At 47.1% G+C, this 16,505-nt stretch carries 15 protein-coding genes; 10 read left to right on the top strand and 5 right to left on the bottom strand.

Translation table 11 applies throughout. The features are described from left to right. Positions 1–19: 19 nt before the first annotated feature. Positions 20–781, bottom strand: coding sequence for an SDR family NAD(P)-dependent oxidoreductase (locus E8L90_RS15470; RefSeq protein ID WP_137030162.1), 762 nt, complete (start codon positions 779–781; stop codon positions 20–22). Positions 782–896: 115 nt separating this feature from the next. Here E8L90_RS15470 and E8L90_RS15465 point away from each other — a divergent pair, with 115 nt between their 5' ends. Beyond that, a complete protein-coding gene (locus E8L90_RS15465) occupies positions 897–1,277 on the top strand; it encodes a MerR family transcriptional regulator (RefSeq protein WP_137030161.1) in 381 nt (126 codons plus the stop codon). Positions 1,278–1,326: 49 nt separating this feature from the next. On the opposite strand, the gene E8L90_RS15460 is transcribed toward E8L90_RS15465, so the two are convergent. Next, entirely contained in the window at positions 1,327–1,962 is a 636-nt protein-coding gene (locus E8L90_RS15460; RefSeq protein ID WP_137030160.1) for a DUF5701 family protein, read from the bottom strand. A 165-nt stretch (positions 1,963–2,127) separates the two neighbouring features. On the opposite strand from E8L90_RS15460, the gene E8L90_RS15455 reads away from it, so the two are divergent. Continuing rightward, positions 2,128–2,835, top strand: a complete 708-nt coding sequence (locus tag E8L90_RS15455) for a MerR family DNA-binding transcriptional regulator (RefSeq protein WP_137030159.1) — start codon at positions 2,128–2,130, stop codon at positions 2,833–2,835. Positions 2,836–2,889: 54 nt separating this feature from the next. Here E8L90_RS15455 and E8L90_RS15450 read toward each other — a convergent pair whose 3' ends face one another. Further along, positions 2,890–4,719 (bottom strand): adenine deaminase, encoded by a 1,830-nt coding sequence (locus E8L90_RS15450; RefSeq protein ID WP_137030158.1) that lies wholly within the window; start codon positions 4,717–4,719, stop codon positions 2,890–2,892. Positions 4,720–4,824: 105 nt separating this feature from the next. Here E8L90_RS15450 and E8L90_RS15445 point away from each other — a divergent pair, with 105 nt between their 5' ends. Beyond that, positions 4,825–5,166, top strand: coding sequence for a hypothetical protein (locus E8L90_RS15445; RefSeq protein WP_137030157.1), 342 nt, complete (start codon positions 4,825–4,827; stop codon positions 5,164–5,166). Between the two features lie 49 nt (positions 5,167–5,215). Here E8L90_RS15445 and E8L90_RS15440 read toward each other — a convergent pair whose 3' ends face one another. Then, positions 5,216–6,586, bottom strand: a complete 1,371-nt coding sequence (locus E8L90_RS15440; RefSeq protein ID WP_137030156.1) for an amino acid permease — start codon at positions 6,584–6,586, stop codon at positions 5,216–5,218. Between the two features lie 418 nt (positions 6,587–7,004). On the opposite strand from E8L90_RS15440, the gene E8L90_RS15435 reads away from it, so the two are divergent. From E8L90_RS15435 to E8L90_RS15420, 4 genes are all read left to right on the top strand, one after another. After that, entirely contained in the window at positions 7,005–7,748 is a 744-nt protein-coding gene (locus tag E8L90_RS15435; protein WP_137030155.1) for a metal ABC transporter ATP-binding protein, read from the top strand. After that, positions 7,748–8,608 (top strand): metal ABC transporter permease, encoded by an 861-nt coding sequence (locus E8L90_RS15430; RefSeq protein ID WP_137030154.1) that lies wholly within the window; start codon positions 7,748–7,750, stop codon positions 8,606–8,608. Before E8L90_RS15435 ends, E8L90_RS15430 begins: the two co-directional genes overlap by 1 nt. Positions 8,609–8,623: 15 nt before the next feature. Continuing rightward, positions 8,624–9,568 (top strand): metal ABC transporter substrate-binding protein, encoded by a 945-nt coding sequence (locus tag E8L90_RS15425; protein ID WP_137030153.1) that lies wholly within the window; start codon positions 8,624–8,626, stop codon positions 9,566–9,568. A 161-nt stretch (positions 9,569–9,729) separates the two neighbouring features. Then, positions 9,730–10,449, top strand: coding sequence for a YebC/PmpR family DNA-binding transcriptional regulator (locus E8L90_RS15420; RefSeq protein ID WP_137030152.1), 720 nt, complete (start codon positions 9,730–9,732; stop codon positions 10,447–10,449). A 2,386-nt stretch (positions 10,450–12,835) separates the two neighbouring features. Here the strand turns inward: E8L90_RS15420 and E8L90_RS15400 are convergent. Further along, the gene (locus E8L90_RS15400; protein WP_137030151.1) at positions 12,836–13,774 is read right to left on the bottom strand and encodes an ABC transporter substrate-binding protein; all 939 of its coding nucleotides are present in this window, start codon (positions 13,772–13,774) and stop codon (positions 12,836–12,838) included. A gap of 218 nt (positions 13,775–13,992) precedes the next feature. Between E8L90_RS15400 and E8L90_RS15395 the strand changes: the two genes are divergently transcribed. From E8L90_RS15395 to E8L90_RS15385, 3 genes are all read left to right on the top strand, one after another. Continuing rightward, complete coding sequence (locus E8L90_RS15395; protein WP_137030150.1) at positions 13,993–14,535, top strand: RNA polymerase sigma factor; 543 nt, start codon at positions 13,993–13,995, stop codon at positions 14,533–14,535. Beyond that, positions 14,519–15,901: a hypothetical protein gene (locus tag E8L90_RS15390; RefSeq protein ID WP_137030149.1), complete on the top strand. Its 1,383-nt coding sequence runs from the start codon at positions 14,519–14,521 to the stop codon at positions 15,899–15,901. The genes E8L90_RS15395 and E8L90_RS15390 overlap by 17 nt, the downstream gene beginning before the upstream one ends. A gap of 94 nt (positions 15,902–15,995) precedes the next feature. Further along, on the top strand, positions 15,996–16,505 hold the full coding sequence (locus E8L90_RS15385) for an ATP-binding cassette domain-containing protein (protein WP_137030148.1): 510 nt from the start codon (positions 15,996–15,998) through the stop codon (positions 16,503–16,505).

The following is a 16,505-nucleotide window of genomic DNA, read 5'->3' as shown; positions in this document are numbered from 1 at the left end:
TTTGTCAGCAACGTCCCGATTAATCTCTAACCTTCGGCACATACGTAAAGATGGGATCACGTAGTTCGAATTCATAGGTTACTCCATTTACGATTCCTACGATCTTATCATTGTCATATAAATCGAGCAGGAAGCCAGCCATTTGTGCCGCTGTATGGAACTTTGGTAATGCACCAGCATAATCAAAATTGTCAATACCGAAGGAACGCTGCGCAAATTCGGTCTCTGTAGCAGCAGGTGCCAAGACTTTTGCTCGCATGGCTGCACCATTCTCGATCAATTCTTGTCCCAGACCTTCCGTAAAGGCACTTACATAAAACTTCGTTGCGCAATAAGTCACGGCATCGGCGATGACTCTGTAGCCTCCGCCTGAAGAAATATTGATGATTTGCGTGCCTTCTACATTTGCATAATCGCGAACATAATGAGAGGAGAGAATGGTGAGCGCTTCAATATTCAAATGAAGCATGGACTCGATTTTATTCAAGTTTTGTTCCCCGACAGATGCAAAGTTCCCGAACCCTGCATTGTTGATCCAAGTCTCGATCTCATAATCTTTTAGACTGTCATAAAACTCATGGACATTGGCACTCACACTCAAGTCAACGGATCGAATGACTACATCCAATGTTGCGTTCACGTCAGCCACTTTCACTTTTAACTTTTCTAATTCTTCCGTTCGACGAGCTGCTAAAATTAAGTTTTTTCCGCGAGCAGCAAATGCCAGAGCGGTTTCAAAGCCAATTCCAGAACTTGCTCCCGTAATAACCGTATATTTCATGAATATCCCTCCTGTATTTTATTTACTAGCTTTCATTGAGGAGTAACGATAAGCTGATTATACTGATTAGAGTGAACTCTAAGTCAAGGGTATTAGATCAATGTGGAGGTTTCTTATGTACACAATTGGTGAAGTGGCACATCTATTAGGGATAAGCACACACACGTTGCGTTATTATGAAAAGGAAAAAATCATTATTCCGGATCGCACTGAAAGTGGTGACAGGCGATATAACGATTCACATATTCGATGGCTGCAATTCGTTATCAAGTTAAAAGAAACGCAAATGCCGATTTCAAAAATAAAGCAGTACGCCTCCCTGTTTTTAGAAGGAGAACATACGACCATAGCTCGATTGACTCTTTTAGAAGAACATAAACGCTATATTGAGCAACAAATAAAAATGTTAATCGATGTGGATGATATGCTAGAACGTAAGATTGTTGCTTACAAAGATTCCATCAGTAATCGAGCAGCCAAAGCACAGGTAGACTAAAGCGGCATTGGCGTAATCGTGAAGGTGGAAGAAGAACCTTGAATGAGCTTCAAGGTTTTTTTTCGTCCAAACGAGCTTGGCAGGAAGCCGAACCGAGCCACGTATGTGGATTGCCCGCCCAGCACCAGCCTAGCTTCGGTTTATTTTCGCTGATCCACATAGCGGTTACGCGTCGGTCGCCACAACGAGAGCCGAGCAGTGAAAATCCGTTGTTTTTCTTTACCAGATCCGGGAAGTGAGTGATCAAGGCAACCCCTTCCTCCAGCGTGAGCGGAGAACGTTGTTGCTCTAAGAGGATGGGCATCGCGTCATTCGGAGTGACGTTCAGCGTCTCTTTTCCTGTATTAATTCCAGTCATCAGGTAAGCCATTCCTGTAGGAATCTCAATGCCCTCGATGGGTGTAAACCGTCGGATTTCTTCCGCATCCATGACACTGAAGCCAGCTTTCTTTTGCCGCTCGATGGCTTGCATCGCTTTTTCTCCGTCGAACCAATCGCCTTTTACCACGAGAACAAAGGGGACGAGGCCCTCTTGCTGGTCGTCTTCTTGAATGGGGAGAGCTTCTGTCAGTGGTTGCAGCGGGGTCAGTTTTTCCCTAAACTCATCTGCTGTCATGCCCGCCATTTCAGGATAGCCCTTTTGAATGAGCGTTGTCAGTTGCCGTTCGAATTCAGCTTTGTGCATGGGTCAATGCGCCTCCTTCCACTTGTCACATTCATCTTACAACATTCGTGCGAATTCTAAGGTCCATCTAAAGAAAAAGGAATAAAGTGGGTTAAGATTGAAACAACTTTATAACTGAGCTTTAATCTTTATCAAAGAAAGTCGGAAAGGAGGCCCGTGGTCGCCATGCGTCCCATTGATATTGCACGTAAGCTGAAGCTGAGCACAAGCGCCTTGCGCAATTATGAAGCGCATGGGCTGATTCCGCCTGTGGAGCGGTCAGCGAGCGGCTACCGGAAGTATACGGAGGAACACGTTGCTTATTTTACCTGTATTCAAACCATGTCTCCTGGCTTTGGGATGGAAGTGACGGCGCAGGTCATGCGACTGATCCAGGACAGACAGTTGCAGGCTGCTCTGTGGCGTGTGAATGAGGTACAGGCTAATTTGCAGCGAGACAAGCAGTTAGCTGAACGAAACGTGACGATGCTCGAAGACGGCCCAGCAGGAAAGGGGCAGGAAGCTGGAAACAGCGAATGGATGACGATTGGAGAGGTAGCAACAATAACTTCGCTGCCCAGCTCAACGATCCGACACTGGGAAAAGGTGGGACTCATTACGACTTCCCGGCATGAGAAAAATGGATACCGTCTCTTCAATCGCTCGCAAATCCGCAAAATCATGCTGCTACGTACGCTGCGACCTGCTGTCTATTCTTTACCGGTTGTGGAGCTAAAGGAAGCCATCGCGAGCATGAATGAAGAGGATGTGAAGGAGGCGCGAAACATCGCTTTGGAAACGCTGCGCTATCTGGATCAGTTGAATCTCGTACAAATGCGTGGGGTTTTCTATTTCTATCAATTATGCAAAGTGGTTCAGTTGGTCGAAGAATGAGAGCCAAAAAAGAAACCCTCTTCTGCACATTCGCAAAAGAGGGGGATACCACAGTTATTCCACAAACAGTGATACTCGCTCAAATCCCGCATCTGAAATGCGAATCAAGCCCGTATCCGATATATGTAACGTCGGTATGACGACCAGAGCAAGCAAAGACAATGTCATAAAGGCGTAGTTCATCGTGCAGCCCGCCTTCACCAATGCTTGGCTAATCTCCATGGATTGCTTTACAACTGTTTCATAAGGCTCGGTCGACATCAGTCCGGCTAAACGCAGCGGAAGCTCCACGATTTCGCCGTCTCCAGTCACGACAGCGATACCGCCTTGCATGCGGATCACAGCATTGGCAGCTTGTGCCATCCGCTCATCGTCGTTCCCGATGACAAGCACGTTATGGCAGTCATGGGCTACAGTCATGGCAATCGCTGCTGGCTGGTTAAATCCGACATTGCCGACAAGCCCGATGCCTGAGCCGCCAGTTTTCCCATGGCGTTCGAAAACAGCCATTTTGCACAACGTGCTCTCGGGCGTAATCTGAAGCTCACTATTGGCAACAGCCACATCCACAAACACTTCGTCCGTCTCTACGTGATTTTCTCGGACAACTGCCACGCGCGTCTTGATCGCCCCAGACGAAATAGGGGTCTTGATAATGAAGTCAGATGGAGTGAGCTCATCCTTGATTTTCACAGAGTTGATGGCATACTCAGGGTAAGGGAACGGGGAAAGTTCGAGCGTCATTTCGCCGTTTTCCGCCACTACTTCACCACCCGCGATCGTCATCACGACATTCACATCAGCCAGATGCCCGTCGAGCAAAATGATATCGGCGATGATACCCGGTGCGATCGAGCCTACATCTCTTGCGACACCGAATCGTTCTGCTGTATTGATGGTCGCCATCTGAAAGGCAGTAACGGGCTTCACTCCTTGCGAGATCGCGTGTCTGACGATGAAGTTCATATGTCCTTCTTCTTTCAACGAATCACAGATGCGGTCATCGGACACGAGCATCATCCGGCGGGAGTCAATGCCCTGTTCGGTGTGTGCTTTGATCGTTGCTGCAACATCGTGCCACGCAGAGCCACGGCGCATTTTGGCATACATGCCGAGGCGTACGCGCTGTGCGACATCTTCGCTGGTCACACACTCATGGCAGCCGGTTACACCCGCAGCGGCATAAGCAGCCAGACGTGGATCGCTTGAAGGCCATGTATAGTGACCATCTACCACTTTTCCTGCCCGCAGTGTCGCTTGAATCTCTCCAATCATTTTCGGGTCTCCGTACACGACACCTGGGAAATTCATGACTTCTCCGAGTGCGATCATATCTGGTCCCCAGCTCAATGCTTCCGCGACCTCTGCTGGTCCGAATTCTGCCCCAGCCGTTTCAAAAGAAGCATCTGTAGAAGGGACGCAGGAAGCGACCTGCATGTAAGCAGCCATGGGTGTTTGTCTCGCCTCATCCAGCATGATCCGCAAACCAGGTAGACCGAGAACATTCGAGATCTCATGCGCATCGAAAAAGCCGCCTGTCGTTCCGAGTGGCAATACCGCATTGGCAAACTGCGTCACGGACAGCATGCTGCTCTCGATATGACAGTGCCCGTCCAACAGTCCTGGTGCCATATACTTTCCTTTTGCATCGATGATCCTGGTGGATTCATCCGTCATCCCTTCCACAAAAGGGCCGACATAGGCGATACGGGTGCCAACGACAGCGATGGACATATTCGGCAAGATTTCACCGGAGAGAACATTGACGAGAGTGCCGTTATGGATGAAGAGGGTCGCTTTTTTCTCCCCTCTGGAAAAGGCAACGAGATCAGGAATGCAATCTGCGAGTGGAGGTCTTGCAAAGGACGAATGCTGCTGTGTCATGTTTACTATCACCTCATGCTGGATTTGGTTTTTTACATATAGTACACATCGAAGCAGAAGGAAGCTAGTTTTCTTTTAATAAATTTTGAAAAAAGGGTGCAGTGTATGACGAGAGTAAAAGTCAAATACATAAAAATATCGTCCTACCTAAAGCTGTGCGTGGGAGCTGGGGTTTCGATCGGGCTTTTGGATGGGGCCTTTCGTTTTCTAGTTTTACTCGTAATGGGGCAGGTGAGCGCTTCGGAAGCTCTGCTCTTCAGTATGCAGGTGAAGGGATGGGTAGCAGGAATTTTGCATGTGCTTTCTGTACCGCTGCTGTATGGCTTGGGTGCTATCTTGTTTGGCCTCATCTCCTATTTTCCGTTTATGTATTATCTCAAATGCAAAAAGGGGCTTGTGATCGAAGGGGTATTTGAAGGGGCGCAACGCGAGGACATCCCAAAATAAAGCACCTCCCATTTTCACCGTTGTTGAAAGTGAAAATAGGAGGCGCTGCTTAGTGTTCTGCTACCTTTATTTCATTTGTCTTCGTTTTCCGCAGTTTGTAAATCGCAACGAGCAGAATAAACCACACAGGTGTGATGAACAAGGCGACTCGTGTATCTTCTGCGAGTGCCAACACGACCAGAATGAAGGCAAGGAATGCCAGGATCAGGTAGTTGGCAAAAGGATAGAGCGGCATTTTAAATGAATTCGCTTTTGCTAAATCTGGTCTCGTTTTGCGATATTTCAAATGACAGATGACGGTGATACCCCAAATAAAGATAAAGCAAACGGTAGAAACGCTTGTGATCAGTGTAAAGACGCCTTCTGGCATGACGTAGTTCAATACGACTGCAATTAGGATAACAACCGTCGAAAAGAGTAGTGCATTTGCCGGGACCTTGTTGGCAGTCAGTTTGGTGAGAGGCACAGGTGCATTCTTTTCTTTGGCAAGGGAGTAAACCATCCGGCTTGTACTAAAAATGGCGCTATTACATGCGGAAGCAGCGGAAGTCAGTACAACGAAGTTGACGATACCGGCAGCGGCTGCAATACCAATCGCTGCGAAGACCTGTACGAATGGGCTCTCCAACGGGTTGATCGCGTTCCAAGGATAAATGCTCATGATGACGATGAGTGCGCCAACGTAGAAAATCAAAATCCGAATCGGGATTTGGTTAATCGCTTTTGGAATGACTCGTTTTGGGTCTTCTGTTTCACCGGCTGTTAGCCCGACAAGCTCGATCCCAACAAATGCGAACACCACCATCTGGAAGGAGAGAAGGAACCCATTGAAGCCGTTCGGGAACATACCCCCATGACTCCAGAGATTCGTGAAGCTAGATGCACCAGCATTCGTAGAAAAGCCCTTGATGATCATGAAAATGCCGACAAAAATCAGGGCGAGAATCGCGATGACCTTAACAAGCGCGAACCAAAATTCCATTTCTCCAAAAAGCTTCACCGTAGCTAGGTTCATGATTAACAAAATCATGAGGGCGATTAAGCCTGGCATCCACTGCGGTATTTCCGGAAACCAATACTGCGTATATAAACCAACCGCTGTCAGGTCGGCCATGGCGATCGAAATCCAGCAAAACCAGTAAGTCCAGCCCGTGACAAATGCGGCCATGTTCCCCAGATAGTCTTTGACGAAATCCACAAACGAATGGTAGTTCAAATTGCTCAAGAGGAGCTCCCCGAGTGAGCGCATGATTAAAAAGCAGATGATGCCTGTAATCAAGTAAGCAAATAAGATGGATGGGCCGGCCAAATGAATCGATTTACCTGCGCCCAAAAATAATCCTGTTCCGATTGCTCCGCCGATCGCGATGAGTTGTACGTGTCTGTTTTTTAGACCTCTCTCCAATTTTTGATCCTGCATACGATCCACCTCTCTTTATTTTTAGTTAGTTTTTAATTTTTAGATTTTTATCAAACAGATAATGTTCATATTAACATAACTATTGTTGTTTCACATATGTATATTTATTTTTATAGAAAAAAAGCTTTTAATTATGAACGAAATAGGAACATTTTGGAAGTGTTGACTCTTTTAAACAAGGGCTGCGCTTCTTTTTTGTATTTCAGAAAAAAGAATATATTGACATGATAATGAAAATCATTTAATTTTGCATCAGGGAAACTTTTTTATACACATGCACATTAGTTTTCTTGGGTAAATAATATTGGTGCAAGACTACATTGTTGCGTGTAAGCATATGTACATGTTGGAATTACCCGTTTCACCATCGTTTTTTGGACGGGATCATACAACGGGCTATTATTTGGAGGGAAGAATCATGGAAGCTGCTATCGCGGTAAGGGACTTACATGTCTCTTACTTTGGGAACGAAGTTGTACGGGATGTCTCATTTGACGTTGAGCTAGGGAGTATGGTTGGAATCATCGGTCCAAACGGGGCAGGGAAGTCAACCATGATCAAAGCACTCTTGGACCTCATTCCGAGAGATAAGGGGAATGTCCGGATTTTTGGGAAAGAGACAAATGAATTCCGGAAGAGAATTGCCTATGTACCACAACGGAGCATGATTGACTGGACGTTCCCGATCACCGTCATGGATACAGTGCTGATCGGGACATACCCAAGTGTCGGACTGTTCAAATTTCCGAAAAAAAAGGAAAAAGCGTGGGCGCTGGAATGCCTGAGAAAAGTAGGGCTGGAGGATTTCCGCGACAGGCAGATTGGGGAGCTCTCTGGCGGTCAGCAACAGCGTGTCTTCCTGGCAAGGGCACTTGCCCAAAAACCGGAGCTGCTGCTTCTGGACGAGCCGTTTGTGGGGATTGATGTGGCGAGTGAGGACACCATCATTCGCATTTTGAAAGAGTTGCAGTTTCAGGACAAAACGATTGTCGTCGTCCATCATGACTTGTCCAAAGCATATGCGTATTTTGATCAGCTTCTTCTCATGAACAAAGAATTGATCAAGTTCGGTACGGTCGATGAAGTGCTGAATCGAGAAGTCATGTCGAGAGCATATTCCTATCAACTACCATTTCTCGAAAAGACCGAGGTGCTTGCATAATGGATTTCTTGATGGCAATTGGACAGTATGAGTTTTTGCAAAAAGCATTGTTTACATCTGTAGTGGTTGGATTAATCTGCGGTGTCATCGGTAGCTTTATCATCTTGCGGGGAATGTCCTTAATGGGGGATGCCATCTCACACGCTGTTTTGCCTGGAGTGGCTCTCTCCTATGCTTTTGGGATCAATTTCTTCGTGGGCGCTGTTTTAACGGGTGTGCTCACCGCTGTTGGAATTGGCTACGTGAGCCAAAATAGCCGCATCAAGAACGACACAGCGATTGGAATTCTGTTCACGTCTGCCTTTGCGATCGGGATCATCATGGTTACGATGCTGCAAAGCAGTACCGATCTGTATCACATTTTGTTCGGGAATGTATTGGCAGTGCGTTCGTCAGACATGTGGGTGACGGTTGGTATCGGGGTCATCGTCATCGTAACAGTCTACGCTTTTTTCAAAGAACTGTTACTGACTTCGTTCGATCCGATCATTGCTGCTGCCTACGGCTTGCGTAATAACCTCATTCATTACTTGCTGATGACCTTGTTGACGATGGTAACGGTGGCTTCCTTGCAAACCGTAGGAATCGTGCTCGTTGTCGCCATGCTAATTACACCAGCTGCTACTGCCTATCTTTTGACGGACCGTTTGTCGATCATGATTTTTTTGGCTGGCGGTTTTGGGATGCTGTCTTCGGTTATCGGCCTTTATTTTAGCTTTACCTATAATTTGGCCTCTGGTGCCACGATTGTCGTGGTTGCAACTGTGCTGTTCTTCCTGGCCTTTCTCTTCTCCCGAAAACACGGGGTGGTATGGAAATCAATCCGAGCTCGGCAAAAACGATTCGAGCTCTTAAACTAAAGGAGAATTATCGTTATGAAGAAGTGGAATCTGTTTTTTGTTTTTCTTATTTCAACCGTGTTGATGGCAGCGTGTAGTGCTCCGCAAAGTGCGAACGAGCCCGCGAAATCAGATAGTGACAAGCTGCATGTCGTAACGACGTATTCCATCCTGTATGACATCGTGAAAAACGTAGGAGGAGATCGGGTAGAGATCCATAGTCTCGCTCCGATTGGCTCCAATCCTCATGAATATGATCCACTGCCTGCTGACGTGCAAAAAACGACGGATGCAGACGCTGTTTTCTACAACGGCTTAAATCTGGAGGCGGGTAACTCTTGGTTCAATAATCTCATGAGTACAGCGGGCAAGTCTGGTCCGGATGCACCAGTTTTCCGTCTCAGTGAAGGCGTAGCAGCCAAGCACTTGACGACCAAAGGCAAAGAAAGCGAAGAAGACCCGCACGCTTGGCTAGATGTACGCAATGGCATCAAGTATGCGGAGAATGCAAAAAATGCCCTGATCAAGGTGGACCCAGCGCACAAGGAAACGTATGAGCAAAACGCCAAGAAGTACATCGAACAGTTGACAGCTCTGCACGAGGAAGCTGTTAAGCAATACAACCAGATTCCAAAGGAACAGCGTTTGCTCGTGACGAGCGAGGGAGCGTTCAAATATTTTAGCGAAGCGTACGATTTTGAAGCGGCCTACATTTGGGAAATCAACTCGGAGAACCAAGGAACTCCAGAGCAGGTGACACAGGTGGTAGATACGATCCGTGCGAAAAAAATCCCGGCTCTGTTTGTCGAGACGAGTATCGATCCACGCAGCATGGAGATGGTCTCGAATGAAACGGGTGTACCGATTGTCGGGAAAGTATTTACGGACTCTCTCGGAAAGCCGGGGGAAGATGGCGATACGTACATCAAAATGATGGAATGGAATATCAAAACGATTTACGAAGGATTGACCAAGAAATAAGATTCAAAAAGCAAAGCACAGCTCTCCTAATCAGGGGCTGTGCTTTTAAATTCTTCCACTGCTTAACATCTTTCATCAGATTGAGGTATAATAGGCTAGTGTGTAAAAGGAATCCGGAGTTTTTATATTTTTAATCTGTCATATTGAAAGAGAGTGGGATTATGGGTCGTAAGTGGAACAATATTAAAGAAAAGAAAGCTTCTAAAGACGCGAGCACCAGTCGTATTTACGCGAAGTTCGGGAAGGAAATTTACGTAGCGGCAAAGCAAGGCGAGCCGGACCCAGAGTCCAACCGTGCTCTGAAGGTCGTTCTGGAGCGTGCCAAAACGTACAGCGTACCGAAAGCGATTATTGACCGCGCGATTGATAAAGCAAAGGGCGGCTCTGATGAAACGTTTAGCGATCTGCGTTATGAAGGCTTCGGGCCAAACGGCTCCATGATCATCGTGGATGCATTGACCAACAACGTAAACCGAACAGCTCCTGAAGTGCGTGCCGCTTTCAATAAAAACGGCGGTAACATGGGCGTATCCGGTTCCGTAGCTTATATGTTTGACCCAACAGCGGTATTTGGCTTTGAAGGCAAAACTTCTGATGAAGTACTGGAAATCTTGATGGAAGCGGACGTAGACGTGCGCGACATTTTGGATGAAGACGGTGCTGTCATTGTTTACGCAGATGCAGAACAGTTTCACGCTGTACAAGAAGCACTCAAAAACGCTGGCGTTAATGAGTTTACGGTAGCTGAACTGACCATGCTGCCACAAAACGAAGTAACGCTGGAAGAAGATGTACAAGCTCAATTCGAAAAGCTGATCGATGCTTTGGAAGACTTGGACGATGTACAGCAGGTGTACCATAACGTTGATTTAGGTGAATAATGTTTTAAATGAGAAGACCTTTGTTTTAGGACAGAGGTCTTTTTTATGTGCTGCGTATTGGCTGCGGGGGAGAGAAGAATATTTCCAGTCTAGGCTCCAGGCTCCGTCCTGCTGAGGGATAGGACTGTCCGCTCCGAAGGGATTTGCGGGGAAACGCAAAAGTGGTAGCCGCTTCGTCGCGCGGGCACGGTTGCGTTTCTGTTGCCCGCAAATCCCTTCTCCGCTGGGTAGGACTCCACAAGTCGCTACGTCTGGAAATATTCTTCTCTGTCGTGACTGGAGAAATTCTTCCATCTTTTAAGGCTTTTAAAATCCGTTTAACACTAAATGCTCGTAGAGGAAACAGGAGAAAAAAGCGAAGATCTTTGGTACACCGACCGAGTCTTAATGAAAAAAAGAGAAACAAGCTTTTAGCGTCCACCTCTGAGACACCTCCTGAAAGGACGACTTTGGACGCCGGGTTTCGCTTTTTTTCATGGAGCCGGGCAGTGAATCCCACAGCGGGTGGGACAAGAATCTGAGCGTTTTCTCCTGTTTCCTCCCAGCACTACAGCAACAGCATAAGGTTCCTAAAATGTGGCTGCGTATTGGCCTGTAGTGGAGAGAAGAATATTTCCAGTCTAAGCTCCAGGCTCCGTCCTGCTGGGGGATAAGACTGTCCGCTCCGAAGAGATTCGCGGGGAAACGCAAAAGTGGTAGCCGCTTCGTAGCGTGGGCACGGTTGCGTTTCTTTTGCCCGCGAATCCCTTCTCCGCTGGGTAGGACTCCACAAGTCGCTACGTCAGGAAATATTCTTCTCTGTCGTGACTGAACAAATTCTTCCATCTTTTAAGGCTTTTAAAACCCGTCTAACACGGAAAGCTCGTAGAGGAAACAGGAGAAAAAAGCGAAGATCTTTGGGACACCGACCGAGGCGCAATGAAAAAAAGAGAAACAAGCTTTTAGCGTCCACCTCTGAGACACCTCCTGAAAGGGCGACTTTGGACGCGGGTTTCGCTTTTTTTCATGGAGCCGGGCAGTCAATCTTACAGGGGGTGGGACAAGAAGCTGAGCGTTTTCTCCTGTTTCCTCCCCATCACGACAGCGACTTCATGTTCCTAAGAATGTGGCTTTGGTGAAGAGAAGAATATTTCCAGTCTAGGCTCCAGGCTCCGTCCTGCTGAGGGATAAGACTGTCCGCTCCGAAGGGATTCGCGGGGAAACGCAAAAGTGGTAGCCGCTTCGTCGCATGGGCACGTTGCGTTTCTGTTGCCCGCGAATCCCTTCTCCGCTCGGTAGGGCTCCACAAGTCGCTACGTCTGGAAATATTCTTCTCTGTCGTGACTGAACAAATTCTTCCATCTTTTAAGGCTTTTAAAACCCGTCTAACACGGAAAGCTCGTAGAGGAAACAGGAGAAATAAGCGAAGGTCTTTGGTACACCGACCGAGGCGCAATGAAAAAAAGGAAACAAGCTTTTAGCGTCCACCTCTGAGACACATCCTGAAAGGACGACTTTGGACGCGGGTTTCGCTTTTTTTCATGGAGCTGGGCAGTCAATCCCACAGCGGGTGGGACAAGAATCTGAGCGTTTTCTCCTGTTTCCTTCCAGCACTACAGCAACAGCATAAGGTTCCTAAAATGTGGCTGTGGGGGAGAGAAGAATATTTCCATTCTAGGCTCCAGGCTCCGTCCTGCTGGGGGTTAAGACTGTCCGCTCCGAAGGGATTTGCGGAGAAACGCAAAAGTGGTAGCCGCTTCGTAGCACGGGCACGGTTGCGTTTCTGTTGCCCGCAAATCCCTTCTCCGCTGGGTAGGACTCCACAAGTCGCTACGTCTGGAAATATTCTTCTCTGTCGTGACTGAACAAATTCTTCCATCTTTTAAGGCTTTTAAAACTCGTCTAACACGGAAAGCTCGTAGAGGAAACAGGAGAAATAAGCGAAGATCTTTGGTACACCGACCGAGGCGCAATGAAAAAAAGCGAAACAAGCTTTTAGCGTCCACCTCTGAGACACCTCCTGAAAGGACGACTTTGGACGCGGGTTTCGCTTTTTTTCATGGAGCCGGGCAGTGAATCCCTCAGCGGGTGGGACAAGAAGCTGAGCGTTTTCTCCTGTTTCCTCCCCACCACTACCGCCCGACAAACGGTTTTCAAAAGAAATAAAACCGCCCCCATAAAGGAGACGGCATATATCGAGCTCGTTAGTTTTGAGGTGTTACCGATCATCACGTGCGACGCATCTACCTCCAGTATGAAGTTAGAAGCTTAAAGCAGTGTGCGGTTTTCCTTACTCACTAGGTGATCGTGTAAATCATCCATGGCACATCGCCTCCGTAAAGGACTAAGCCTGATTGAGAACACACCACCGAGCTCGATGAGTATAGTATGAGCAAAGCCCATCTTTTTATTCACTCATTTTTAGCATTTGTTTTCGAATCGCATTTAAAAACGATTGGTTGCTGTAGGCCGTGCCACCAGCCAATCCTGGTTCAACAGCATTCACGTACATTTGACCCATTTTGACTGCACTTAGACTTTTCCATGCAGGCTGTTCTTGCAATTGCTTAAAAGCGGGCTGGTCTTCTTTGGTGACCATCACAAACAAGAAGTTGGGATCTTCTTTTGCCAAAGCATCCATTGAGAGCGCGGTACTCTCCTGGACATTTGCAACGACATCTGGGACAGGCAGGGCCAAGTCCGTATATAACAGGTAATTGTACCGTTCATCCTTTGGATAGACGTAGAAGGAGCCTTCTTGGAACCACAACGTCAGCACTTTCTTTTCTGGAAGTGGAGCGAGCTTGTCGCGGAGTTCCTGTGCGTTTTGCATCACTTTACCTACAAAAGTATCCAAATTGGCATCTTTTCCACGAACATCAGCGAGTAGACGCAAGTTTTCTTGCCAATGAGCTCCGTTTGTAGAGACGGGGATGACAGAAGCAGCGGTTTGCAATTTGGCCAAGTCTTCCTTGGAGGTCTTGTCGGTTGTCATGATGACGTCAGGTTCGAGGGCAACCAGCTCACCTAGGTTATCTGTAATATGATAAGGGAGATGCTTGGCATTTCTGATCATGGCTTGATATTCCGCCGGGAACTTTCCGTTTTTATCCATGGTTGCTGCGACCGGCGGGATTCCCAGCAAGAAAGAATCTTCATACGAAGCAGGGAAGCCTACGAAAACAATATCTTTGGTTCTGGCCGGAATTGTATAAGTGTTGCCTAAGTAAGTGATCGATCTGGTCGGTTTCGCTGCCGCTGAATCGCCCGTCTGTCCACCATTGCCGCAGGCTGACAGGACGAGGAGCAAAGCGGCAATCGGGATAGCTAGTAGCCGTTTATACATACAGTCACTCCGTTCTTACTTCTTGTGTTATCAGGAAAGTAGCAGGACTCATGTAAATTATAGGCTACCCGATCCATCCGTCGCTGTTGCATTCCTGAACATTTTCAAACATTCTGCTGTAACCTTTTTCCTGCTCAAGACACTAATGGGTATCCTAGAAAATTTTCGCTATAGGAAAGTAGTCGATCAGCCGACAGCAAGAGAATGGAGGAGCTTCTTTGTATGAAGAAATGAAACATCAGGTCATGGCCATCTATGAGCGGCATTATCATGATGTGTATCAATTTTTGCTGTACTTTACCGGCAGTCAGAATGATGCAGAAGATTTGACGCAGGAGGTTTTTTTGCGGGTGATTCGCTCGCTTGAACGATTTGAAGAGCGATCTGACGTGAAGACATGGCTGTTTGCGATCGCGAAGCATACAGCGATGAATTACTATCGAAAACGCAAGTGGCAAAAGCTGTTGTCGGGAGACTGGCTGTCTGTTGTGATGCCAGCCTCGGAAGGGAATCCAGAACAGGAAGCGGAAAGCCGGGAGGACGAGCAGGAATTGATCGCTGCGATCAAGGGACTGCCACCGCATTACCGCATGGTTGTCATTTTGCGTGGCATTAAAGAGTACAGCGTCAAAGAGACAGCTGAAATACTGGGTTGTTCAGAATCAAACGTCAAAACGACGATGCACCGAGCACTGAAGCTGTTGCATGGCAAACTGACGCATAAAAAGAAGGGGGAGTTGTACAGTGGATTGGCAAAATGAACGAGATATGCTGGAACGGTTAGCGACTCTGCAAAAAAGTACACCCCCACGTAAGGAGTTTGTACAGAGTTTACGTTCAGTGCTGGAACAAGAAACAAGTCGAGTCGGCAAGAGGAGACGGATGTTCATGAATCCGTTGAAAGCAGGAATGACAGCTGTCGTGATCGCTTCTGGATTTGGGCTGTATATCATGGCTGGGATGGGGCAAAACGAACGCGTGGACCCTCAGGTGACGGCAACAAGTAGTCCACAGCTTCCCGCTCATCCTGTATACGAGCAGGCGAAGAAGTTGCTACAAGAATTGGCAGGGCGAGATGCGAGTCAATATGCGATAAACGGCACGCTGTCCAATACAGAAACAGGTCATGTCGTGATGAATAAGACAGTTAACAACATTCCGGTTCTTGAAGACCAATATACATTTACGATAGACAAGGCGGGCAGGCATCATAAAAAAGTGGTACAGACAAACGATACGACAGGCATGGTCTTTCCTGATCCCCAAAAGGCAATGCCAGTGAAGCAGGCTGAGCAAATTTTTGGGCAAAGTGCCCGGCTCCTCTATTCAGAGGGAGAAGGGCGGTTGCAATACGAGTTTCCATTTTCAGGTAATATCGATGCCATCACAGGAGAAATTTATCCCACGGAGCGCTATCATCCCGATTACAGTCTCGTAGAGATGCCGTCAATTCCGGTGAAACCGGGAGGCGTAAAGCTGGTAGCTCCTGACATCGAAGAAGCAGATAGACTTTTTCGGGAGTGGGGATTCGAGCATCCCTTTTCCTTCGTGGTTCATCAAGGATCAGGCGAACATACGTACAAAGTAGAGACGCGATCCAAACAGAAAATGGAACTGACCGTGGTGACAGAAACAGGCAATATTCTTGACTATCGGTATGGAAATATCCATGAAAAAGCGGAGAAGCTCCCCCATCCGAAGCTGGAAAATGTTCAAGAAGCAGCTAAGCAGATTCAGAAATACCTTCCGTTAGATACCAAAGAACTGCTACTTGGTTCTGCCACAAGAAAAGGCAACATCGAAACCTATCAATTCTTCAAGTCCCATCAGGGAGTACAGATTATGGGGAGGTATACCGTTCATTTTAATGTGGACAGGAAACAGGTGATCGGAATCATTCCCCCATATGCCGAGGGGTCAAAACCGCTTCCTGACAAAAGCAGGGCAATGTCACGGGAAGACGCGACTAGCGTATACATCACCCATCGTCCGCTGCGATTGGTTTACAAGCTGATAGAGAACCCAGCTACAGGGAAAATGGAACCGCGTCTCGTCTATCATATTTATTATCATGACACACCGCTCTATATGGTGGATGCGCTGACAGGGGAGTGGGTGCGTAGATAATAACAATCGTAACAACAGAAAAACCAGGGAGAGGATTCCCTGGTTTTTCGCTATGTCTCTTATTTGAAGAGCGGGACGTAAATATCAATATACAATCCGTGAAAATGTAGGATTTGGTCAAGTAGATCAAATGGATCAAGATGAAGTCATTGTTACTGCATTGAAAAATGCAGGTGTAGAGAATTTAGTGCAGAAATTTACAAATGGGCTCGATACCCTTTTAGGTAAGGAGTTTTTGGGAGGGCAAGAATTGTCAGGCGGACAATGGCAGAGGGTGGCGATAGCCAGGGCGTTTATGAGAAATGCAGATATTTTTGTTTTCGACGAGCCAACGTCTGCATTAGATCCGCAAGCTGAATTGGAAATTTTTAAATGTTTCAGTGAGTTATCGAAACATAAAACAGCAATTATGATCTCCCATCGACTCGGGCCAGCCCGTTTGGCAGATAGAATTCTTGTATTAAGGGATGGCAAATTGGTTGAACAAGGAAACCATCAACAATTGATGGAGCTTGATGGAGAATACTCCAGAATGTTTAATGCTCAGGCGAAGTGGTATCAAGATCCAGGTGTTGAGAGTCATCTGCAATTACAGGAGGGCTAA

Origin of the sequence: Brevibacillus antibioticus, from assembly GCF_005217615.1 — a bacterium.
Taxonomy (GTDB): domain Bacteria; phylum Bacillota; class Bacilli; order Brevibacillales; family Brevibacillaceae; genus Brevibacillus; species Brevibacillus antibioticus.
Note: the sequence above shows the minus strand (reverse complement) of the source record. Positions and strands in the feature narration are given on the sequence as shown.